The organism is Streptomyces violens (genome assembly GCF_000717745.1).
Lineage (GTDB): Bacteria > Actinomycetota > Actinomycetes > Streptomycetales > Streptomycetaceae > Streptomyces > Streptomyces violens.
In genome coordinates this window covers 1-21,693 of the sequence record NZ_JOBH01000009.1, presented here as the reverse complement: position 1 = coordinate 21,693, position 21,693 = coordinate 1, and the positions used below count along the sequence as shown (strand labels likewise).

The window sequence follows — 21,693 nt, the reverse complement described above, 5'->3', positions numbered from 1 at the left end:
CGCTCCCGCGTGTCCGGGCCGCCTCCGCGTCCCCCGTACAGCGTGGTTCTGTCCTGCCTGCCCACGAAATCGCGCTCGACGTTGTGAGAAACCGACATCGGTTCATGAGCAGGTGTCCGCGTACCGTCGATGCATGACCACTGTCGAAGATGCGCCCGCCGAGGCGAACGACGCCCGCGGGCGCGTCGCCGAGCTGCACGCGATCCGTGAGCAGGCCCGGCGAGGCCCGAGTGAGCGCGCCACCGAGGCCCAGCGCGCCAAGGGCAAGCTCACCGCCCGCGAGCGAATCGACCTCCTGCTGGACGAGGGGTCCTTCAACGAGGTGGAGCCCCTGCGCCGGCACCGGGCGACCGGCTTCGGGCTGGAGAACAAGAAGCCCTACACCGATGGTGTGATCACCGGCTGGGGCACGGTGCACGGCCGTACCGTCTTCGTGTACGCGCACGACTTCCGGATCTTCGGCGGCGCGCTGGGCGAGGCCCACGCCACGAAGATCCACAAGATCATGGACATGGCCATTCAGGCCGGTGCGCCGCTGGTGTCGCTGAACGACGGCGCCGGTGCCCGTATCCAGGAGGGCGTCTCGGCGCTCGCCGGTTACGGCGGCATCTTCCAGCGCAACACCAAGGCGTCGGGTGTCATCCCGCAGATCTCGGTGATGCTCGGCCCATGCGCGGGCGGCGCGGCGTACAGCCCGGCCCTGACGGACTTCGTGTTCATGGTGCGGGAGACCTCGCAGATGTTCATCACCGGGCCGGACGTGGTCCGCGCGGTGACCGGCGAGGAGATCACCCAGAACGGGCTGGGCGGCGCGGACGTGCACGCCGAGACCTCGGGTGTCTGCCACTTCGCGTACGACGACGAGGCCACCTGCCTGGAGGAGGTCCGCTACCTCCTCGCCCTGCTGCCGTCCAACAACCGCGAGAACCCGCCGTCCGTCCCCTGCGACGACCCGGCGGAGCGCGTCGGCGACGCGCTGCTGGACCTGGTGCCGGCCGACGGCAACCGCCCGTACGACATGCGCAAGGTCATCGAGGAGCTCGTCGACGACGGCGAGTTCCTGGAGGTCCACGAGCGCTGGGCGACCAACATCATCTGCGCGCTGTCCCGCATGGACGGCGAGGTCGTCGGCATCGTCGCCAACCAGCCGCAGTCGCTGGCGGGCGTCCTGGACATCGAGGCGTCGGAAAAGGCTGCCCGTTTCGTCCAGATGTGCGATGCTTTCAATATCCCGATCCTCACGCTGCTGGACGTCCCCGGCTTCCTGCCGGGCGTCGACCAGGAGCACGGCGGCATCATCCGGCACGGCGCGAAGCTGCTGTACGCGTACTGCAACGCCACCGTGCCGCGGATCTCGGTCGTGCTGCGCAAGGCCTACGGCGGTGCCTACATCGTCATGGACTCCCAGTCCATCGGTGCCGACCTCACCTATGCCTGGCCGACGAACGAGATCGCGGTGATGGGCGCCGAGGGCGCGGCCAACGTGATCTTCCGCAAGCAGATCGCCGAGGCGGACGACCCGGAGGTCATGCGGGCCCGGATGGTCAAGGAGTACAAGTCCGAGCTGATGCACCCGTACTACGCGGCCGAGCGCGGCCTGGTCGACGACGTGATCGACCCGGCCGAGACCCGCGAGGTGCTGATCCGCTCGCTGGCCATGCTCCGGTCCAAGCACGCCGACCTGCCGGCCCGTAAGCACGGCAACCCGCCGCAGTAATTCCTACCGCTCTGTACCGCAGCCACCCTGCGACCTTGGAGACGACGAAAGTGAATCCTGCCGATACCTCCGACCGTTCCCTGGTCCGCGTCGAGAAGGGCGAGGCCAGCGAGGAGGAGCTCGCCGCGCTGACCGCGGTGCTGCTCGCCCGCGCCGCCCACCGGCCGGCCGCGCTCCCGGCGCAGCCGCACGCCACGGCCGCGCGCTGGCGCCGGCTGGAGCGCCAGCGCGGCTTCCGCGGCGCGCGCTCCTGGCAGGGGTAGCACACGCGACGCGAAGGGCCCCCGTACACCTCTCGGTGTACGGGGGCCCTTCGCGTACCGGCGGTGTCAGGCCTGCACCGCGGCCGGTTCCGCCGTGGTGGCCGCCGGGGGAGCGGTCTCGCCCTGCTGCCCGGGCAGCTTCAGGTACAGGGTCAGCAGTGCGGACACCACGTACAGCGCCGCGAAGATGATGACCACGCCGCCCGGGCCGAGCGGGCCGAGGAAGACGCTGACGATGGCGGGGCCGACGAAGGCCGCGCCGCCCGCGCCGAGGTTCAGCAGGGCCATCGCGCCGCCCTTCTTGTCGGGCGCGAGGGCGGGGATCAGGGCCGAGATGGAGACGAAGCCGGCCAGCGTCACGCCGTAGAGCATGCCGCAGACGAGCGCGACCCCGTAATGGGAGCCGACGGCCAGCGGGACGAAGTACAGCGTCAGCGTGGTGATCGCGCAGCCGATGCCGCCGAAGCCGGCGATGGTCTTCCGCCAGCCGATCCGGTCGCCGAGCCAGCCGAAGAGCAGGTTGCAGAAGACGTTGGTGCCGTAGATGACGGCCAGCAGGGTCAGCCAGCGGCCCTCCCCGAAGCCCAGCTCCTTGGCGAAGAAGGTGGGCAGGAAGACCAGGAAGCCGAACTCCGGCGCGGTGTTGATGATGCGGACCACGCAGCCGACCGCGACCTTGGGGTGGGTCCAGGCGATGGAGAGGCTGGAGAGGAGGGACTGGACGGGCTTCACCTCGGGCGGGGCGAGGCGGGCGAAGCCGGTGCGCTCGCGGACGCCGAGCAGGCAGAACGCGCCGCCGACCGCGATGATCCCGAGCGCCACCCAGAGCGTGCCGAACTGCCCGAAGACGGGGTTGGTGATCCCGGCGACCACGGAGCCGAGGGTCGGCAGACCGCCGGTGAAGGCCACGTAGAACCAGCCCACCGCCGTGCCCATCCGGGCCACGGTCGCGGTCGCGGTGATCCAGACCAGGAAGCCGAAGGCGAAGAGCGGGTAGCCGAAGCCGCGCAGCCCGTAGAAGACCAGCATGAGGGGGTAGTTCTGCGGGGCGAGCGCGAAGACCAGGAAGAGGACGTCGAAGACGATCCAGACGGCCAGCCCGAGCTGCATCACCCGGCGCGGCCCCCACAGGTCCGACAGCGCGCCGGAGAGCCACGAGGCGAGCATGACCGTGACACCGTAGGCGGTGATGACGTACGAGGCGTGCACCTCGGTACCGGCGCCGTGGTCCGCCATGTACGGCGCGATGAAGCCCGACTCGACACCGTCGCCGACCATGAAGAGCAGGACGCCGAGGTAGCCGAAGACCAGCGCCTTGGGGATGCCGAGGCGGTCGGGCAGTGAGAGCGCCGATGGTGGAGCCATGTCGCGCCTCCGTAGGAGCGAGAGTGGTGGCGGTGGGACATCAGCAGCATGAATCCTGTGAACTTCACATGCAAGATGTGAAGCGCGCTTTTCTGGGCCGTGGTTCTCACAGCACCGAGCGTGATTTACGCGCTGAGGGGTGACGAATCTGTGATGTGGGTGTTAAATCCAACAGGGACAGAACAAAGGAGTGTGCCCTGATGACCACGACGCCCGACGGCCTCGGACACAACGCCGCGACCTTCCGCGAGGACTGGCTGGAAGGACTGGCCGACGCGTACGCGCGCACGCTCCGGCGGGTCCCCGGCACCTTCGGCGTGGTCGGCCACCACGCCCCGCGCCCCGGCAAGGTCGCCGTCGTCATCGGCGGCGGCTCCGGCCACTACCCGGCCTTCGCGGGACTGGTCGGGCCCGGGCTCGCGGACGCCGCCGCGGTCGGCGACGTCTTCGCCAGCCCCAGCGCCGAGCAGATCTACCGCACCGCCAGGGCCGCCGACGGCGGCGCCGGCGTGCTGATGTCCTACGGGAACTACGCGGGCGACGTGATGCACTTCGGCCTGGCGGCGCGCCGGCTCGCCGCCGAGGGCGTGCCCGTACGTACCGTCCTGGTCACCGACGACGTGGCCAGCGGCCCGCCGCCGGTCGAGGGCCAGGAGATCGACCCCTCGCGCGACCGGCGTGGGGTGGCCGGCGACTTCTTCGTCTTCAAGGTGGCGGGCGCGGCGGCCGAACGCGGCGACGACCTGGAGGGCGTGACCGCGCTCGCGGCCCGCGCCAACGCCATGACGCGCACCTTCGGCGCCGCGTTCTCCGGCTGCACCCTGCCCGGCGCGAGCGAGCCGCTGTTCACCGTGAATTCCGGTACGACCGAGCTGGGCATGGGCATCCACGGCGAGCCCGGTCTGCGTACCACCCGCAGCCTCACCGCGACCGAACTCGCCGACGAGCTGGTCGACAACCTGCTCCCGGAGCTGCCCCCGCTGCCCGAGGGCGCGGGCGACCGGGTCGCGGTGCTGCTCAACGGCCTGGGCCGGACCAAGTACGAGGAGATGTTCGTCGTCTTCCGGCAGGTCAACCGGCGGCTGAAGGAGGCCGGACTGACGCCCTTCCGGCCGGAGGTCGGCGAGTTCGTCACCTCCTTCGACATGGCGGGCGTCTCGCTGTCGGTGATGGTCCTCGACGAGGAGCTGGCCGAGCTGTACGACGCGCCCTGCGACAGCCCGGCGTTCCGCAGCCTGCCGGGGCCTCGTAGGGACGCCGACGACGTACGGGAGGGCCCGGCGGCCGCCGCTGAGCACGAGCGGGCGCAGGCGCAGGCCGGGGCGTCCGCCGCCGACCTGCCCGCGACGGCGGCGCTCCAGGCGGCGCTGGACCTGGTCGAGGCGAACGAGGACGAGCTGGGGCGGCTGGACGCGGTCGCTGGCGACGGGGACCACGGCATCGGGATCGTCCGCGGGCTACGGGCTGCGGTGGCCGCGGCGCGGGCGGCGGAGCCCGGTCCGGCCGGGGATCCGCGCTCGGCGGGTGCGGCTCTGCTGTCCGCCGGTCTCGCCCTCGCCGATGCCTCCGGGGGCGCGTCGGGCGCGCTGTACGGGGCGTTGCTGGCCGAGACCGGTGCCGTTCTCGTGCGGGCTCCGGAGGGGGCCGGCTGTTCTACGGCGCTGCTGGCGGAGGCGGTGGCTGCGGCGCAGCGGGCGGTGAGTGAGCTGGGCGGGGCCCAGGTCGGTGAGAAGACCATGCTGGATGCGGTGGACCCGTTCCGGGCCGAGCTCTGCGCCCGTACGGGCGAGGATCTGGCGACCGCCTGGCGTGCGGCGGCCGAGGCCGCCACGAAGGCCGCGGCCGCGACGGCGGAACTCGTACCGGCACGGGGCCGCGCGGCCCGCATGGGCGACCTCGGTTACGGCCACGCTGACGCCGGGGCGACGTCGCTTGCGCTGATCGTCACCGCCGTGGGCGGCACGCTGCGCTGACGGCTGACGCGCCGTCGTGGCCGGTCGCGCAGTTCCCCGCGCCCCTGAGGGCGCGCGAAGGGCCCCGCACACCATGGTGTGCGGGGCCCTTCGCGTACGGGCGGGCCGTCGGGCGTCAGCGAAGCCGCGCCATGAGCGCGTGCTCCACGAGCGTGATGAGCGCGCTCTTGGCCTCGCTGCGGTGCCGTGCGTCCGTCGTGATGATCGGGGCGTCCGGGCCGATCTGGAGGGCCTCACGGACCTCGTCCGGCGTGTACGGCTGGTGTCCGTCGAAGCCGTTGAGGGCGATGACGAACGGCAGGCCGCTGTTCTCGAAGTAGTCGACCGCCGGGAAACAGTCCGCCAGGCGGCGGGTGTCCACGAGCACCACGGCGCCGATCGCGCCGCGGACCAGGTCGTCCCACATGAACCAGAAACGGTCCTGACCCGGCGTACCGAAGAGGTACAGGATCAGGTCCTGGTCCAGCGTGATACGGCCGAAGTCCATCGCCACCGTCGTGGTGGTCTTGTCCGGCGCGTGCGTCAGGTCGTCGATGCCCGCCGAGGCGGAGGTCATCACGGCTTCGGTACGCAGCGGATTGATCTCGGAGACGGCCCCGACGAAGGTCGTCTTGCCCACGCCGAAGCCGCCCGCCACCACGATCTTCGCGGAGGTGGTGGAGCGGGCTGCACCGCTAGAGCTTGCGAAGTCCACTGAGCACCCTTTCGAGCAGTGTCACATCTGGCTGTCCGCCGGCGGACTCGTCACCGCCGGGCTGATGGATGGCGACGAGTCCGGCCTCCGCCAGGTCGGCGACGAGGATCCGGGCGACGCCGAGGGGGATGGAGAGGAGCGCGGAGATCTCGGCGACCGACTTGATCTCGCGGCACAGATGGCAGATGCGCTGATGCTCCGGCAGCTGGCCCTGCAGCTGAGCCTGGCCGGCCGTGGTGTGCACCAGCGCCTCGATGGCGAGCTGGTAGCGCGGCCGGGTGCGGCCCCCGGTCATGGCGTACGGGCGGACCAGCGGGTTCTGCGCCCCGCCGGTCGGCGCCGACGGCTCGGCGCGCCGCTGCGGCGGCTGCACCGGTTCTATCCGCGGCACCCGGGACCCCTCGTCGCCGTAGCCGTAGGGCGACGGGGAGGGGCTGCCGTACGTCGTGTCGTAGGGCTGCTGCTGCGGCGCGGGCCGCGGCTGCCGACGACTCGGCGCGGACGGGAAGTTGAAGCGGTTGTACTGGGTTTCGCCCTGCGACTCGGGCAGATGCCCGGAATCGTACGGGTATCCGCTAGGGGGCGTTGCCACGTTTCCTCCTCCAACTTGCCAATCCGACGCCGGTCGCGCCACCGCACCCTATGGTGCGGTGGCGAGAAACGCACTGCCTGTCTGTCAGTTGAGAAGGCTGCCCTGCAGTTCGGCGCGCAGATCGGGCGTGAGAACGCTGCCCGCGCGGTCGACCAGCAGAGCCATCTCGTAACCGACGAGGCCGATGTCGCACTCGGGGTGCGCCAGTACGGCCAGCGACGATCCGTCCGAGACGGACATGATGAAGAGGAACCCGCGCTCCATCTCCACCACGGTCTGGTTGACGCTCCCGCCTTCGAAAATGCGGGAGGCACCCGAGGTCAGCGAGGTGAGCCCGGAGGCCACCGCCGCCAACTGATCGGCTCTGTCCCGAGGGAATCCCTCGGACATGGCGAGGAGGAGACCGTCTGCGGAGACCACGACCGTGTGGGACACACCGGGGGTGTTGTCCACGAAGTTGGTGATCAACCAGTTCAGGTTCTGCGCCGCCTGGCTCATCGGGCTCACACTAACGCTCCTGATCGTAGGTGCTGCCGGGGCCGAAGCCCTGTTGGTCATTCTTGGGTGACTCCATACCGGCACTGCGTCCCTGCTGGACACCGCGGCGCAGGTTGCTCAGCCTGCCCCGGACGTCCTCGGGCGCACGGGAGACCTGGGGGCCGCCCTGCGGGGTCTGCTCCGCCGTGCCCTCGACCAAATTGGCCTTGGGCACCCGCCGGGGGAGACCGGAGGAGGTGATCCCGCCTGCCTTCGGCTCGCGAAGCTGCTCCGCCCGCTGCCAGCGCTCATCGTTGGCAGTACGCCAACCAAAGCTGTCCTCCGACGTGCTCCGCTGTTGCGGGGGCGACGCCGGCTCCTCGGGCTGCTGCCACTCCTGCTGCCCGGGGGCCTTGTCACCTCCGCGGCGCGGAAGGCCGGCGTCGGTCAGGGAGTGGGTTTCGCTCGGGGTGGGACCCGGACGATCGAATGCTACGCGTTCCTGCGGCTGCGCGGGAGCGTCGGGACCATTGTGGTCCGATTCCGCTTGACCGCCGAAGTAGCCCTGGAACGGAGCCGGTTCGCTCCATCCGGGACCCTGCCGGCCGTCTGCGGAGTACTGCGGCTGCTCGCCGGCGGGCTCCGGAGAACCCTGGTCGAACAGGTTCTGACCACCGAAGGAACGGTCGTCGTAGGCGCCGGTGGGTCCGTCGTGGGACTGCTGCCCGACGGTCTCCTGGGGGGCGTACGGGTGCTCCTGGAAGCCGTCGTACGCGGCGCCCGAGCCCTCCGCTTCACCGCGCCGGGGGAGCCCGCCGAAGTCCTGCGCCGGGTTCTGCGCGGGCTCCTGGCCGGGCGCACCGTGGCGCGGTGCGCCGTTCTGTGCCTCCAGTGCCGCGCGGCGCTCCTCGCGGAGCAGCGAGCGGCCCACGGGGTCCAGGTCGGCGGAGTCGTCCGACGGCCGGTAGTGGTCGTCGAAGCCGAGCTCGGCCGCGGTACGCATGTCCTCGGGCTGCTGGAACGACTGCGGGTGCTCCGGCATGATCCGGGAGACCGTGAAGTCGTCCTCGAAGGTGTCCTCGCCGCCACCGCCGTGGGTGATCGCCTCCGGCAGCATGACCAGCGAGGTGGTGCCGGCCTGCTCGCCCGAGGGGCGCAGCTGGACGCGGATGCCGTGCCGGTCCGCCAGCCGGCCGACCACGAAGAGGCCCATGCGCTGGGAGATCGCGATGTCGACGGTCGGCGGGTTGGCCAGCTTGTGGTTGATGTCCGCGAAGTCCTCGGGGGTGAGCCCGATGCCCTTGTCGTGGATCTCGATCATCACGCGGCCGTCGGGGAGACGGGTCGCGGTGACCCGCACCTTGGTCTGCGGCGAGGAGAACGTGGTGGCGTTCTCCAGCAGCTCGGAGAGCAGGTGCACGAGGTCGGTGACGGCCTGGCCGTGGATCTCGCTCTCGGGGACGCCCTGGAGCTCGATGCGCTCGTAGGACTCCACCTCGGAGGTGGCCGCGCGGAGCACGTCGATCAGCGGGACCGGCTGGGTCCAGCGGCGGCCGGGCTCCTCGCCCGCGAGGATGAGGAGGTTCTCGCCGTTGCGCCGCATACGGGTGGCGAGGTGGTCCAGGCGGAAGAGGTTCTCCAGCTGGTCCGGGTCGGCCTCGTTGTTCTCCAGGTCGGTGATGAGCGTCAGCTGGCGCTCGACCAGGCCCTGGTTACGGCGCGAGAGGTTGGTGAAGATCGCGTTGACGTTGCCCCGCAGGAGGGCCTGCTCGGCGGCGAGCCGCACGGCCTCGCGGTGAACCTGGTCGAACGCGCGGGCGACCTCGCCGATCTCGTCGGTGGTGGAGATCGGGATCGGCTTGACGCGGGTGTCGACCCGGCCCGGGTCCGTACGGGAGAGCTGGTCGACCAGCATCGGCAGCCGCTGCTCGGCGATGCCAAAGGCGGCCGTGCGCAGCTCCTGCATGTTGCGGGTCATCGAGCGGGCCATCAGGCCGGCGATGAGGAAGGCGATGATCAGCGCGCCGAGCGCGACGCCGGAGTCCACGAAGGTGGTCTGCTGCGCGTCGTCGGCGATCGCCGCGGCCTCGTCCACCGCCTTGTCGGCGAGGTCCTCCTCGATACCGCGGTACATGTCGAACTTGCCGGTGGACGCCGCGAACCAGGTCTGCGGCGTGACGCCCTTGGCGGCGAGCAGCTGCGGCGAGGCGCCGGAGGAGATCGCCTGGACCATCGCGTCGATGGACGGCGGCGACTGGAACTGCCGGCCGGCCGCGCTCGCCTGCTTCCGCGCCTTGGCCGCCTCCTGCTGGCCCTTCTTCTTGAGGGCCGCGGAGTCCTTCTTCAGCCGCGCGATGTCCTCGGGGGTGCCGCCGGAGGTGTACTCGCCGATGGCGATGCCCTCCAGGTAGGCGTACGACGCGAAGGCGGTGAGCTGCTTCTTGCGCTCCTTGGCGCCCGCCGCCGGGTGCACCAGCAGGTGGGTGCCGATGGAGCGCTGCAGGGAGGTGGCGGCCTTCGCCAGCGAGACGGCGTAGACCGTGCGTCCGTAGGAGGTGATGTTGCCGGTGCCCAGACCCAGCTCGTTGGAGAACTCCATCAGCGGGTGCTGGACCTCGGTGTAGCCCTCTTCGGTCTGCACACCGGTGAGCTGCGAGGTGTAGGCCGCCTTGCGCAGCACGTCGAGCTTGGGCTCGACCTTCTCGAAGACCGCGAGGCGGCGCTTCAGGCCCGGCTTGTCGGGCATGTTCCGGACCGCGTCGTGGAAGTCCGCGGCGGCGGCGTCGGTGGTGGCCCGCGCGTCCCGGACGACCGGGTCGTTGCGCTTGCCCTGGAGGAGCGGCGCCGCGGTGCGGTCCCGCTCGTCGACGAGGGCCTGGCCGTAGGAGGCGGCCGCCTGGACCAGCTTCGCGGTGTTCTCGGCGTCCTGGGCCTCGTTCCAGGTCGAGACCGAGGTGTTCACCCGCAGCCCGGCGAAGATCAGCGCCAGGATGACGGGAAGCAGCAGGATCGCGTTCAGCCGGGTGGCCACACGCCAGTTGCGCGGGGACATCCGGTTGCCACGCACGGGCCGACTGCTCAGCGGACTTTCAGGCGCGTCGGAAGGCGACGCCGTATGACGCGGCGGCGGTGTGAAGTTGCCCCGCTGCGCCGCCTGCTGCGGCGCGGGGCCCGACTTGCTTCGCCTCACTCGACCAACAACCTCTCGGCGCCGGCACGTATCTCGCTGTGCCGTTTCGTTCTGGGCGTTACCTACTCCGGAGTTCAGCGAATTCCAGCACGTCAGGGCCGCGCGTTCCAAACAGTGCGGACAAGATGAGCAAGCCCTGCGGGACGCCAGATAAAAGGGGCGTTAAGGGCGAGGCGCGGCAAAAGCCGGGGGGAAAGTGAACACAGCGAAGCCAGCTGTGCGCATCCGGTGTCGAGCTCCCGGGATTTCTCTGTCGAAACGTTATGAACGCCGGGGTCCGGCGTGTCCAAGGACACAGCGCACCCCGGCGCAACTGGCTGTACGGCAGCGTTACTTGAGCCGCGCCATGAGGGCGTGTTCGACGAGCGTGATGAGGGCACCCTTGGCCTCGCCGCGGTGCCGGGCGTCGGTGGTGATGATCGGCGTGTCGGGGCCGATCTGCAGCGCTTCGCGCACCTCGTCGGGGGTGTACGGCTGCTGCCCGTCGAACCCGTTCAGCGCGATCACGAACGGCAGCCCGCTGTTCTCGAAGTAGTCGACCGCGGGAAAGCAGTCCGAGAGCCGGCGGGTGTCGACGAGTACCACGGCACCGATCGCACCGCGGACCAGATCATCCCACATGAACCAGAAACGGTCCTGGCCGGGAGTGCCGAACAGATAAAGAATCAAATCCTGATCGAGGGTGATACGCCCGAAATCCATGGCGACGGTGGTCGTCGTCTTGTCCTGCACGTGACTGAGGTCGTCGATGCCCGCGGAAGCGGACGTCATGACGGCCTCGGTACGCAGCGGATTGATCTCGGAAACCGCCCCGACAAAGGTGGTTTTGCCCACGCCGAAACCGCCCGCCACCACGATCTTCGCGGACGTGGTCGAACGGGGCGTGGCGTCAGAGCTTGCGAAGTCCACTGAGCACCCTCTCCAGCAAGGTCACATCGGGCGTGCCGCCGGCCTCACCGCTGCCGCCGGGCTGGTGGATCGCCACCATGCCGGCCTCGGCCAGGTCGGCGACCAGGATTCTGGCGACCCCCAGCGGTATGTGCAGCAGCGCGGAGACCTCCGCCACCGACTTCACCTCGGCGCACAGATGGCAGATGCGCTGGTGCTCCGGCAGCAGCCCGGGCAGCTGGGAGGGATCGGCCGTGGTGCTGACCAGCGCCTCGATGGCGAGCTGGTAGCGCGGCCGGGTCCGGCCTCCGGTCATCGCATAAGGGCGGACCAGTGGCTGGTCGCCCCCGTCGTCGCCGTACGGCTCGCTGGTATAGCCGTACGGGCCGGGCGAAGCGGGTGGCGGGGTCATGGGTCCTCCGGGCTGGACAACTGGCTGTCGTCGGATCGGGCCGGTGGGGGGCTCTTCGGCACGTGGGATCGGTGGCGGATCAGTTCAGCAGGCTGCCCTGCAGCTCGGCCCGCAGGTCCGGCGTCAGCACGCCGCCCGCACGGTCGACCAGCAGAGCCATCTCGTAACCGACGAGGCCGATGTCGCACTCGGGGTGCGCCAGTACGGCCAGCGACGATCCGTCCGAGATCGACATCAGGAAGAGGAAGCCGCGCTCCATCTCCACCACGGTCTGGTTGACGTTCCCGCCCTCGAAGATGCGGGACGCGCCGGATGTCAGGGAGGTGAGCCCGGAGGCCACCGCGGCGAGCTGGTCGGCCCGGTCCCGCGGGAAGCCCTCGGACATCGCGAGCAGCAGACCGTCCACCGAGACGACCACCGTGTGGGACACCCCGGGGGTGTTGTCCACGAAATTGGTGATCAACCAGTTCAGGTTCTGCGCCGCCTGGCTCATCGGACTCAACTAACGCTCCTGCTGGTGAGTGGGGTCCACGATGGGGTGCGTGCCGGTGTGCCCGGCCTGCCGGCCCTGCTGGATGCCCCGGCGGAGATTGGTCAGCCGGCCGCGCACGTCGTCGGGCGAACGGGAGACCTGCGGGCCGCCCGCACGCTGCTCCTGCTGCGCGGTACCTGCGACGAGGTTCGCACGCGGGACGCGGCGCGGCAGCCCGGAGGTGGTGACCCCGCCGGCCGCGGGCTGCCGGACCTGCTCGGCCCGGCGCCAGACGTCGTCATTGGGCGAGGAACGCCACTCGGCCTGCGCCTGAGCGCCGCTCCCGGCCGGCTCGCGCCGGGGCAGCCGCGGCGCCTCCGGGGCGCTCTGCGGCCGGCTCACGGGCTCCTCGGCGGCGCCGCCGCCCGGCTGGGTGAACCAATTCGACTCGATCGTGTCGAAGATCGGCGAACCCGCGTCGCCCGTGCTCCGCGGCGCGGGGCCGCCGAGCAGATCGGCGTCGTCCGGAGCGGAGTACGGCTGCTGCTGTACGGGGACCTCGTCGGCCCGCGGAGCGCGCCCGAAGGCACTGTCCCGGCCGAACGCGTCGTCGCGGCCGAAGGAGTCGGCGTCGTAGGCCTGGCCGCCGCGCGCCGGAGCGCTCTCCTCGGCGGGGCGGCTGTCCTGCGCGGAGTGCGCGGACTGCGGGGACTGCTCGGACTGCGGGGCGAACTCGCCGCTCCACATCGGGCTGGTGGGCCGGTCGGGCGCCGGGGGAGACGCGGGCGCCTCCTGGGCGGACCCGCCGGACGACGGCGCCGAGGGCAGCTCGAACTCGCCGCTCCACAGGGGCCGGGCGTCCTGCGCGGAGCCCTGTGCGGGGGAGGTACCGCGCTCCGGGGCGTTCGCGCCGGGGCGCGGAACGCCGAAGTCCGGGCGCTCGAACTGCGCCGTGTCACCGGGGCCGCCGGCCGCCGGGCGCTCGAACTGCCCGGTCGTCTCGGGACGCGGGTACTGGCCGGATATCTCGCCGCGGCCGTGCCGGCCGGTGCTCTCCGGCTCCTCGTGGCCGCGCGGGTGGTCGTCCTGGCCCTGGCGGGGCGCCAGCGGCCAGTCGCCGGCCGCCTCGCCGCGCTCGCGCCGCGCACCCCAGCTGGAGCCGGGCTGCTGGCCGGGTTGCTCGCCGGACTGGAGGGGCGCGGACTCCGCCGCGCTCGAGGTACCGCCGGTCAGCTCGCCGGCCGGGCTGCGGGTGGGCAGCTGCGGCCGCTCGCCGCGCGGCGCGGGCGCGCCGGTGGGCGGGGCGACGGTCGGCCGGTGGCTCGCGGCCGGCGGCTGGGCCGGCTCGCCGCCGCGCACCGGCAGCGTGGGCCGGTCCTGGCCGGCGGGGGCCGCGGGAGAGTTGCCGAAGGCGTTGTTCTGGCTACGGGCCGGGGCGCCGGGCGCGCCACCGGGGGCACCGCCGGGCGCGCCCGCTCCGGGGCGGCTCGGCAGCGCGGTACGGGGACCGGAGCCCATCTGGCCGCGCGGCTGCAGGCCCGCGAGGCGGCTGGAGTGCTGGCCGCCCGCGTCGCCGGAACCGCGGCCGCCGGCGGGCTTGCCGCCCGGGCCGGGCTTCTTGCCGGCGCCACCGCTCTGCGCGACGTCCACCGGCAGCATGACCAGTGCGGTCGTACCGCCGGAGTCCGAGGGACGGAGCTGGACGCGGATGCCGTGCCGCAGGGACAGGCGGCCGACCACGAAGAGGCCCATCCGGCGGGACACCGAGACGTCCACGGTCGGCGGGCTGGCGAGCCGCTCGTTGATCGCCGAGAGGTCCTCGGGGGAGAGGCCGATGCCGGTGTCGTGGATCTCGACCAGGACACGGCCGTCGGGCAGCGCGTGGCCGGTGACCTTGACCTTGGTCTGCGGCGAGGAGAACGAGGTGGCGTTCTCCAGCAGCTCGGCGAGGAGGTGTACGAGGTCGTTGACGACGCGGCCGGCGACCTCGGTGGTCGGTACCGCGCTCAGTTCGATGCGCTCGTACTGCTCCACCTCGGAGGCGGCGGCGCGCAGCACGTCGACCAGCGGGACCGGGCGGGTCCAGCGGCGGCCCGGCTCCTCGCCCGCGAGGACGAGGAGGTTCTCGCCGTTACGGCGCATTCGGGTCGCGAGGTGGTCGAGCTTGAAGAGCGAGGAGAGCTGGTCGGGGTCGGCCTCGCGGGACTCCAGCTCCGAGATCAGCGAGAGCTGGCGCTGGATGAGGCCCTGCGACCGCCGCGAGAGGTTGGTGAACATCGCGTTGACGTTGCCCCGCAGCAGCGCCTGCTCGGACGCCAGCCGGACGGCCTCGCGGTGCACCTCGTCGAACGCGGTGGCCACCTTGCCGATCTCGTCGCGGCTGTGCACGCCGACGGACTCGACCGAGGTGTCCACGTCCTGCGGGTCGGCCTCGGAGAGCTGCTTGACCAGCTCGGGGAGCCGCTTCTGGGAGACCGTCTGCGCGGTGTCCTGCAGCCGGCGCAGCGAGCGGACCATGGAGCGGGAGACGACGAACGCGCCGACGAGCGAGATGCCCAGGACGAGCAGGATCACCGCACCGTTGAGGATCGCGCCGGTGGTGGCGTCGTTGCGCAGCTCGCGGGACTTCTGCTCCATCTGGGAGAGCAGCGTCGTCTCGATCCGCGACATCAGGTTGATCTTGTTGGTGTCCAGGTCGTACCAGTCCAGGTACGACATCTGCTCACCGCGGATGCCCGACTCGGTCTTGAAGCTGCGGTCGGCGAAGGAGTTCGCGTGCTCGATGTCGTCGTTGCCGCTGTCCAGGCCCTCCATGAGGGAGGCGGCGCCGGGGTAGATGTTCGAGAACCGCTTGAGCGCGGACTCCTCGTTGTCCTCGGCGGTACGGCCGGCCAGCCGGTCGTTCGCGGACAGGTGCGCGTGGCCCTTGTTCGACAGACCGGCGCTGACGTACGCCCGCTGCATCGACGCGTACTCCTTGGCGGAGGAGAACGCGGCCAGGGAGCGGGTGCTCTGGATCATCTCCGGGCTGCTGGTCGCCTGCGCCATGTCCTGCGAGAGCGCGAGCAGGGAGGTGATGAGCTGGTTGTACGCGGTGACGGTCTGGGCGACGTTCTCCTTGTCGGAGTACGCCTTGTTCCGTACCTCGTTGAGGGTCCCGAGCTGCCGCTGGATGTCGACGATCGTGGCGCGCACACCGGCCATCGAGCCGCGTGCCGCGTCGACGTCGTCGGTGTGCTCCTTGAAGGACTTGATCGCGCGGTCGGTCTCCTCGCGCGGCGCCACCACATCGGTGTCGTCCTTGGTGTTGCCGGAGCCGGCCAGCGGGCCCGCCGAGCGGTCCCGCTCCTCCTGGAGCGCGTCGGCCAGCTCGGTGGCCTGCCGCGTCATCTCCGTGAGGAGCTGCATCCGGTCGAGCTGGTCCATGTTGTCCAGCTCGCTGCTGATCCGCAGCCCGCCCAGCGTCGTGGCGGCGACCACGGGCAGCGCGATCAGGGAGACCAGACGCGTGCTGATGCGCCAGTTGCGCAGCGACAGACGGGCCCCGGGGCCCATGGGGCCCTTGGCCTTGGGGCGCTCGGCGGCGGAGTCGCCGGCCGGCGCCGGGTCGGTCCGGTCGGTCGGCAACGTGCCGCTCGCCGGACCGTTGCTCTGGGCGCGCTGCTGCGAGGAGGCGCGGTCGGTCCCGCCGCGCAGCTCCGGGTCAGCCGCAGCGCTGCCATCCCTCTTGAAACGTCCCTGCACTAGCGTCGCAACCTCTGGACCAGGCGTCCCTCCGCGGTGACGGCGGGACGGTGTCGAGTCGTAGGGGGGCCGCTTGCCCCATGGCGGTCGTGAGTGTGACCGGCGGGCTACTCCCTCTGGCGAAGAGAGCGGCACCCACCGCGCGGCGCTGCTCTGCGCCCCCTGCGCGCCGTGTGAAACATGCGGCGGTCCGGGGAATTCCAGCACAGTGCCGGACGGGCAACAAGAGCGGAGCCCCCGGCTGTGACATGAGTGACGCAATGTATGGAGTGAGTAACGAGTAGTAGAAGCTCCCGCCCCTTATAACGGACTTTTGCCAGCGTTACGGGCGCTATAGCGCCCGACCCCGGGTCCCGTAAAGGGGAGTGGAACATGCGCTTCGCTCCGCCAATGTCCGTTTCGTCAACGGCGTTCGATCATGAAAATTGCGGCATTTGCCGCAGAGTTCGTGAGCAAACTCACACGATGATCACCGACTTGACCGCAAGATCGACGGGAATAGCGCGCATAGCCTGACGCTTTACACCTGTGCCGCAATCGCCCAGCGGCACCTGCATGGGCAGTGACCACCACAGCGAGATACGCGAGGCATTCCGACAGTGAAGACGACGATGATGTTCCGCTCCATAGCCAACCCGCGGCGCACGACCCTGATGCACCTGAAGGACGCCGAGGAGCTGCAGACCGCACCGGTCGAGGACGCCGCACAGCCGGAGCACGCCGTCGAGCTGCCCACCCAGACCGCCAACCCCCGCCGCACCGTCCTCATGGACGCGCCCGAGTAGGACGCGGCGCACAACAAAGGACAGAGGGCGGGCCCCGCTCCCGCGATAGCCTGGGGTGTCCACTCCCGGCAAGAGATCAAGAGGGGCAGCGGCTTCCGTGCGCATCGCCAGATTTTCCATCGACGGCAACGTCGGCTTCGGCGTCGTCGAGGGCAATGACCTCGACGTCATCAAGGGACACCCCTTCGCCGAGTTCGAGCGCTCGGGCCAGAAGGTCCCCCTGGACAAGGTGCGGCTGCTGCCGCCCGTCCTCCCGAACAAGGTCGTGGCCATCGGCCGCAACTACGCCGAGCACGCCAAGGAGCTCGGCAACGAGGTCGACGACGTGCCGGTCGCCTTCTTCAAGCCCTCCACCTCGGTGGTGGGCCCCGGCGACCCCGTCGTGTACCCCTCCTTCTCGCAGGAGGTGCACCACGAGGCCGAGCTCGCCGTCGTCATCGGCCGCATGTGCCGCGAGGTCCCCCGCGAGCGCGTGAAGGACGTCATCCTCGGCTACACCTGCGCCAACGACATCACCGCGCGCGACGTACAGCGGCGCGAGGCGCAGTGGGCCCGGGCCAAGGGCTTCGACAGCTCCTGCCCGCTCGGCCCCTGGGTCGAGACCGAGCTGGACCCGAGCGATCTGACCATCCAGTGCACGGTCAACGGCGAACAGCGCCAGCTGGGCCGCACGAGCGAGATGGTCCGCTCGATCGAGGACCTGATCGTCCACATCACGGAGGCGATGACGCTGCTCCCCGGCGACGTCGTCCTCACGGGCACCCCCGCCGGGGTCGGCCCGCTCAACGTCGGCGACGAGGTCGCCGTCACCATCGAAGGCATCGGCACTCTCACCAACAAGGTGATCAAGCGTGGCTAACGCGACCCCCGTCCGCGTACGTTTCTGTCCCTCGCCGACCGGCAACCCCCACGTGGGCCTGGTCCGCACCGCCCTCTTCAACTGGGCGTTCGCCCGGCACCACGAGGGCACCCTGGTCTTCCGGATCGAGGACACCGACGCGGCCCGCGACTCCGAGGAGTCCTACAACCAGCTCCTGGACGCCATGCGCTGGCTGGGCTTCGACTGGGACGAGGGCCCCGAGGTGGGCGGCCCGCACGCCCCGTACCGCCAGTCGCAGCGCATGGACATCTACCAGGACGTCGCGCAGAAGCTGCTGGACGGCGGCTACGCCTACCACTGCTACTGCACCGCCGAGGAGCTGGAGGAGCGCCGGGAGGCCGCGCGCAAGGCCGGCAAGCCCTCCGGGTACGACGGCAAGTGCCGCGCGGTGACCGCCGAGCAGAAGGCCGCGTACGAGGCCGAGGGCCGCACCTCGATCGTCCGCTTCCGGATGCCCGACGAGACGATCACCTTCACCGACCTGGTCCGCGGCGAGCTGACCTTCCAGCCGGAGAACGTGACCGACTACGGCATCCTCCGCGCCAACGGCGCGCCGCTGTACACGCTCGTCAACCCGGTCGACGACGCGCTCATGGAGATCACCCACATCCTCCGCGGCGAGGACCTGCTCTCCTCCACCCCGCGCCAGATCGCCCTGTACAAGGCGCTGATCGAGCTGGGCATCGCCAAGCAGATCCCGGCCTTCGGCCACCTGCCGTACGTCATGGGCGAGGGCAACAAGAAGCTCTCCAAGCGCGACCCGCAGTCCTCGCTCAACCTCTACCGCGAGCGCGGCTTCCTCCCCGAGGGCCTCCTCAACTACCTCTCCCTCCTCGGCTGGTCGTTCTCCGAGGACCAGGACATCTTCTCCATCGACGAGATGGTGGCGAAGTTCGAGATCGAGGACGTCAACGCCAACCCGGCGCGCTTCGACCTGAAGAAGTGCGAGGCGATCAACGCCGACCACATCCGGCAGCTGGACGTGAAGGACTTCACCGAGCGCTGCGCCCCCTGGCTGCGCGCCCCCTTCGCCCCCTGGGACGAGGCGGACTTCGACCAGTCGGTGTTCGACGCCATCGCCCCGCACGCCCAGAGCCGCCTGAAGGTCCTCTCCGAGATCACCGACAACGTCGACTTCCTGTTCCTGAAGGAGCCGGTCTTCGACGAGGCGTCCTGGACCAAGGCGATGGGCAAGGGCGACCCGGTGGCCCTGCTCACCACCGCCCGCGCCAAGCTGGAGACCGCGGACTGGTCGAGCCCCGAGTCCCTCAAGGAGGCCGTCCTGGCCGCCGGCGAGGAGCACGGCCTCAAGCTCGGCAAGGCCCAGGCCCCGGTCCGCGTGGCCACCACCGGCCGCACGGTCGGCCTCCCCCTCTTCGAGTCCCTCGAGATCCTGGGCAAGGACCGCACCCTCGCCCGCATCGACGCGGCCCTGAAGAAGCTGGCCGCGTAACGCCCGCTCCTGAAAGGGGGGCGCCGACCGTGCTGGTCGGCGCCCCCCTTTTCGTACCCCAGGGAGCCGGGAAACCGGGTCTCCCGAGAGCTGCCGCGCCGGTAGCGTGAGGATCATGCCGATACGCGCGGTCCTCTGGGACATCGACGCTGCATTCTTCGGGGGATGACCCCCGAACCCCCAGCCGGTCGGGTGCGCCTCGGCTACCGTCGGGATCATGCCCATACGCGCGGTCCTCTGGGACATCGACGACACGCTCTTCGATTACGCGAACGCCGACCAGGTGGGGATGCAGGCACATCTCCTCGCCGAGGGCCTGACCGACGGATATCCCTCCGTCGAGCAGGCCCTTGCCCGTTGGAAGGAGCTCACCGCGCTGCACTGGCGGCGGTTCGAGGCCGGCGGGATCACCTTCGAGGCGCAGCGCCGGGACCGGGTGCGGGACTTCCTCGGTACGGCCTCGATGAGCGACGAGGACGCCGACGGGTGGTTCGGGCGGTACCTCGCGCACTACGAGGCCGCCTGGGCGCTCTTCCCGGACACCTTGCCGGCGCTGGAGCTGCTCGCCGCGGAGTACCGGCACGCGGTGCTCTCGAACTCCTCTGTTCACAATCAGGACCGCAAGCTGCGGGTTCTGGGGGTAAGGGACCGTTTCGAGGCGCTGGTGTGCGCGGCGGAGCTGGGGATCGCCAAGCCCGCCGCAGGGGCCTTCCACGCCGCCTGTGAGGCCCTGGGGCTGCCGCCCGCGGAGGTGGCGTACGTGGGGGACCAGCCCGACATCGACGCCGGTGGCGCCGTGGCCGCGGGCCTCAGGGGCATCTGGCTGGACCGCCGGGGACTGGGCGGCCGGCCCGAGCTGATCCGGATCACCGGCCTGAACCAGCTCCCCGGCCTGCTGCGCGGCGATACCCGTTTTGGAGCGCCGGACACCTTCGGGTAATGTTCTTTCTGCGCCGCCCGAGAGGGCCGACAGGCCCGGCGGGAAGCGCAAGCCAAACAAAATCCCGCAAGGGGTTGCGTTTTGGTGGGCTATGGTGTAATTGGCAGCACGACTGATTCTGGTTCAGTTAGTCTAGGTTCGAGTCCTGGTAGCCCAGCAAGAGATCGTCTTCTCGGAAGTACGTCTTCCCGGCAGTACAGTCTCTTGATCGCAGTGCCAGCCCCCGTTGTGTAGCGGCCTAGCACGCCGCCCTCTCAAGGCGGTAGCGCCGGTTCGAATCCGGTCGGGGGTACAGATCCTTGCACTCCACCACCTTCGGGTCGCTCCCGGATGCGGTGATGATGAGGATCGCTAGGGCCCCCGTTGTGTAGCGGCCTAGCACGCCGCCCTCTCAAGGCGGTAGCGCCGGTTCGAATCCGGTCGGGGGTACTGGTGACCAATCCTGGATTGGTCTCAACCACCATGGGCTATGGTGTAATTGGCAGCACGAGTGATTCTGGTTCATTTAGTCTAGGTTCGAGTCCTGGTAGCCCAGCGCAGTTGAGCAGGTGGACTGCAGACTTCCTGCTCAAACCGCAGGTGAGCCCCCGTTGTGTAGCGGCCTAGCACGCCGCCCTCTCAAGGCGGTAGCGCCGGTTCGAATCCGGTCGGGGGTACACAGAGAGAAAGGCCCTCCACTCAAGTGGAGGGCCTTTTTCGTGCGCCCGCTTTCGCAATGGCGCGTATCGGCCATGATGAAAAAGCGCGCTCCTCAGGAAAAGAAAGAAGCGCGCGAAGAAAAGAAGAGCGGAAAGGGCCCCTGCCCACCGCCGGCGGCGTTGGCGACGGCAGGCGCGGGGCGATCCATCGGCTCGCAGGCGTCAGCTCGTACGGCGCAGGGCCTCGCTGAGGCGGGCCGCCGCGTCGATGACGGCCTGGGCGTGCATCCGCCCCGGGTGGCGGGTCAGCCGCTCGATCGGCCCGGAGACCGACACGGAGGCCACCACGCGGTTCGACGGGCCGCGGACGGGCGCGGAGACCGAGGCCACGCCCGGCTCCCGCTCGCCGATCGACTGGGCCCAGCCACGGCGCCGTACGCCCGAGAGCGCGGTCGCGGTGAAACGGGCCCCCTGAAGGCCCCTGTGCAGCCGCTCCGGCTCTTCCCAGGCCATCAGGATCTGGGCGGCCGAGCCCGCCTTCATCGGGAGCGTGGAGCCCACCGGGACGGTGTCCCGCAGGCCGGAGAGCCGCTCGGCGGCGGCCACGCAGATCCGCATGTCGCCCTGCCGGCGATAGAGCTGAGCGCTCTCGCCCGTCACGTCGCGCAGGTGCGTGAGCACCGGCCCCGCCGTGGCCAGCAGCCGGTCCTCACCGGCCGCGGCGGCGAGCTCCGCCAGCCGCGGTCCGAGGATGAACCGGCCCTGCATGTCCCTCGCCACCATCCGGTGGTGTTCCAGTGCTACCGCAAGCCGGTGCGCCGTGGGGCGCGCGAGCCCGGTCGCTCCGACCAGCCCGGCGAGGGTGGCCGGACCGGACTCCAGAGCGCTCAATACCAGAGCCGCCTTGTCGAGAACGCCGACGCCGCTAGAGTTGTCCATGCAACGATACTCGCGTCTCACACTGTGAAACGCAAGTTCAATTTTCTGCGGAAGTCGCCACTCTTGAACCGAGGCCCTGGACCGGGGCCCGTGTACCGCCCGGTACGAGGGGTACGAGCGGCGCGCAATCAGACGAGTTGGGCCGGCGAAGTCGGCCGGCCGGAGGGACAGCGATGGGACGGACACTCGCGGAGAAGGTCTGGGACGACCATGTCGTCCGGCGCGCGGAAGGCGAGCCCGACCTTCTCTTCATCGATCTGCATCTGCTGCA

The 21,693-nt window shown here is 70.5% G+C and carries 17 protein-coding genes and 5 tRNA genes; 12 read left to right on the top strand and 10 right to left on the bottom strand.

Annotated features, from left to right (window positions below; translation table 11 throughout):
- Positions 1 to 133 precede the first annotated feature (133 nt).
- Both IF04_RS0117800 and IF04_RS0117795 read left to right on the top strand, forming a co-directional pair.
- Positions 134 to 1,717 carry an acyl-CoA carboxylase subunit beta gene (locus tag IF04_RS0117800; RefSeq protein WP_030258009.1) on the top strand — a complete coding sequence of 528 codons (1,584 nt, stop codon included), beginning with the start codon at positions 134 to 136 and terminating at the stop codon, positions 1,715 to 1,717.
- 35 nt (positions 1,718 to 1,752) lie between these two features.
- A complete protein-coding gene (locus IF04_RS0117795) occupies positions 1,753 to 1,980 on the top strand; it encodes an acyl-CoA carboxylase epsilon subunit (RefSeq protein WP_245654431.1) in 228 nt (75 codons plus the stop codon).
- A gap of 66 nt (positions 1,981 to 2,046) precedes the next feature.
- On the opposite strand, the gene IF04_RS0117790 is transcribed toward IF04_RS0117795, so the two are convergent.
- Positions 2,047 to 3,345 carry an MFS transporter gene (locus IF04_RS0117790; RefSeq protein WP_030258001.1) on the bottom strand — a complete coding sequence of 433 codons (1,299 nt, stop codon included), beginning with the start codon at positions 3,343 to 3,345 and terminating at the stop codon, positions 2,047 to 2,049.
- 200 nt (positions 3,346 to 3,545) lie between these two features.
- Between IF04_RS0117790 and IF04_RS0117785 the strand changes: the two genes are divergently transcribed.
- Positions 3,546 to 5,318, top strand: coding sequence for a dihydroxyacetone kinase family protein (locus IF04_RS0117785; RefSeq protein WP_030257998.1), 1,773 nt, complete (start codon positions 3,546 to 3,548; stop codon positions 5,316 to 5,318).
- 115 nt (positions 5,319 to 5,433) lie between these two features.
- On the opposite strand, the gene IF04_RS0117780 is transcribed toward IF04_RS0117785, so the two are convergent.
- From IF04_RS0117780 to IF04_RS0117745, 8 genes are all read right to left on the bottom strand, one after another.
- Positions 5,434 to 6,012, bottom strand: a complete 579-nt coding sequence (locus tag IF04_RS0117780) for a GTP-binding protein (RefSeq protein WP_073447656.1) — start codon at positions 6,010 to 6,012, stop codon at positions 5,434 to 5,436.
- The gene (locus tag IF04_RS0117775; protein ID WP_030257995.1) at positions 5,993 to 6,604 is read right to left on the bottom strand and encodes a DUF742 domain-containing protein; all 612 of its coding nucleotides are present in this window, start codon (positions 6,602 to 6,604) and stop codon (positions 5,993 to 5,995) included. Before IF04_RS0117775 ends, IF04_RS0117780 begins: the two co-directional genes overlap by 20 nt.
- Positions 6,605 to 6,688: 84 nt before the next feature.
- The gene (locus IF04_RS0117770) at positions 6,689 to 7,102 is read right to left on the bottom strand and encodes a roadblock/LC7 domain-containing protein (protein WP_030257992.1); all 414 of its coding nucleotides are present in this window, start codon (positions 7,100 to 7,102) and stop codon (positions 6,689 to 6,691) included.
- Positions 7,103 to 7,112: 10 nt separating this feature from the next.
- Positions 7,113 to 10,271 (bottom strand): sensor histidine kinase, encoded by a 3,159-nt coding sequence (locus IF04_RS0117765; RefSeq protein ID WP_030257990.1) that lies wholly within the window; start codon positions 10,269 to 10,271, stop codon positions 7,113 to 7,115.
- 330 nt (positions 10,272 to 10,601) lie between these two features.
- Positions 10,602 to 11,180, bottom strand: coding sequence for a GTP-binding protein (locus IF04_RS0117760; RefSeq protein ID WP_030257987.1), 579 nt, complete (start codon positions 11,178 to 11,180; stop codon positions 10,602 to 10,604).
- On the bottom strand, positions 11,161 to 11,571 hold the full coding sequence (locus IF04_RS0117755; protein WP_030257983.1) for a DUF742 domain-containing protein: 411 nt from the start codon (positions 11,569 to 11,571) through the stop codon (positions 11,161 to 11,163). The genes IF04_RS0117760 and IF04_RS0117755 overlap by 20 nt, the downstream gene beginning before the upstream one ends.
- Positions 11,572 to 11,650: 79 nt before the next feature.
- Positions 11,651 to 12,064 carry a roadblock/LC7 domain-containing protein gene (locus IF04_RS0117750; RefSeq protein ID WP_030257979.1) on the bottom strand — a complete coding sequence of 138 codons (414 nt, stop codon included), beginning with the start codon at positions 12,062 to 12,064 and terminating at the stop codon, positions 11,651 to 11,653.
- A 9-nt stretch (positions 12,065 to 12,073) separates the two neighbouring features.
- The gene (locus IF04_RS0117745) at positions 12,074 to 15,787 is read right to left on the bottom strand and encodes a sensor histidine kinase (protein WP_030257975.1); all 3,714 of its coding nucleotides are present in this window, start codon (positions 15,785 to 15,787) and stop codon (positions 12,074 to 12,076) included.
- A gap of 599 nt (positions 15,788 to 16,386) precedes the next feature.
- Between IF04_RS0117745 and IF04_RS0117740 the strand changes: the two genes are divergently transcribed.
- The 9 genes from IF04_RS0117740 (at position 16,387) to IF04_RS0117700 (ending at position 20,501) form a co-directional block, all read left to right on the top strand.
- Positions 16,387 to 16,572 carry a hypothetical protein gene (locus tag IF04_RS0117740; protein ID WP_030257972.1) on the top strand — a complete coding sequence of 62 codons (186 nt, stop codon included), beginning with the start codon at positions 16,387 to 16,389 and terminating at the stop codon, positions 16,570 to 16,572.
- Positions 16,573 to 16,669: 97 nt separating this feature from the next.
- Positions 16,670 to 17,431: a fumarylacetoacetate hydrolase family protein gene (locus IF04_RS0117735; protein WP_030257970.1), complete on the top strand. Its 762-nt coding sequence runs from the start codon at positions 16,670 to 16,672 to the stop codon at positions 17,429 to 17,431.
- Entirely contained in the window at positions 17,424 to 18,905 is a 1,482-nt protein-coding gene (gene gltX, locus IF04_RS0117730; protein ID WP_030257966.1) for a glutamate--tRNA ligase, read from the top strand. The genes IF04_RS0117735 and gltX overlap by 8 nt, the downstream gene beginning before the upstream one ends.
- 217 nt (positions 18,906 to 19,122) lie before the next feature.
- Positions 19,123 to 19,845, top strand: coding sequence for an HAD family hydrolase (locus tag IF04_RS0117725; protein ID WP_030257964.1), 723 nt, complete (start codon positions 19,123 to 19,125; stop codon positions 19,843 to 19,845).
- 85 nt (positions 19,846 to 19,930) lie between these two features.
- Positions 19,931 to 20,002 (top strand) — tRNA-Gln (locus IF04_RS0117720).
- 62 nt (positions 20,003 to 20,064) lie between these two features.
- Positions 20,065 to 20,137, top strand: a tRNA-Glu gene (locus IF04_RS0117715).
- Between the two features lie 64 nt (positions 20,138 to 20,201).
- Positions 20,202 to 20,274, top strand: a tRNA-Glu gene (locus tag IF04_RS0117710).
- A gap of 34 nt (positions 20,275 to 20,308) precedes the next feature.
- Positions 20,309 to 20,380: transfer RNA gene (locus IF04_RS0117705), tRNA-Gln, on the top strand.
- A gap of 48 nt (positions 20,381 to 20,428) precedes the next feature.
- Positions 20,429 to 20,501 (top strand) — tRNA-Glu (locus IF04_RS0117700).
- 204 nt (positions 20,502 to 20,705) lie between these two features.
- Here IF04_RS0117700 and ndgR read toward each other — a convergent pair.
- Positions 20,706 to 21,422, bottom strand: a complete 717-nt coding sequence (ndgR, locus tag IF04_RS0117695) for an IclR family transcriptional regulator NdgR (RefSeq protein ID WP_030257960.1) — start codon at positions 21,420 to 21,422, stop codon at positions 20,706 to 20,708.
- Positions 21,423 to 21,693: the final 271 nt, after the last annotated feature.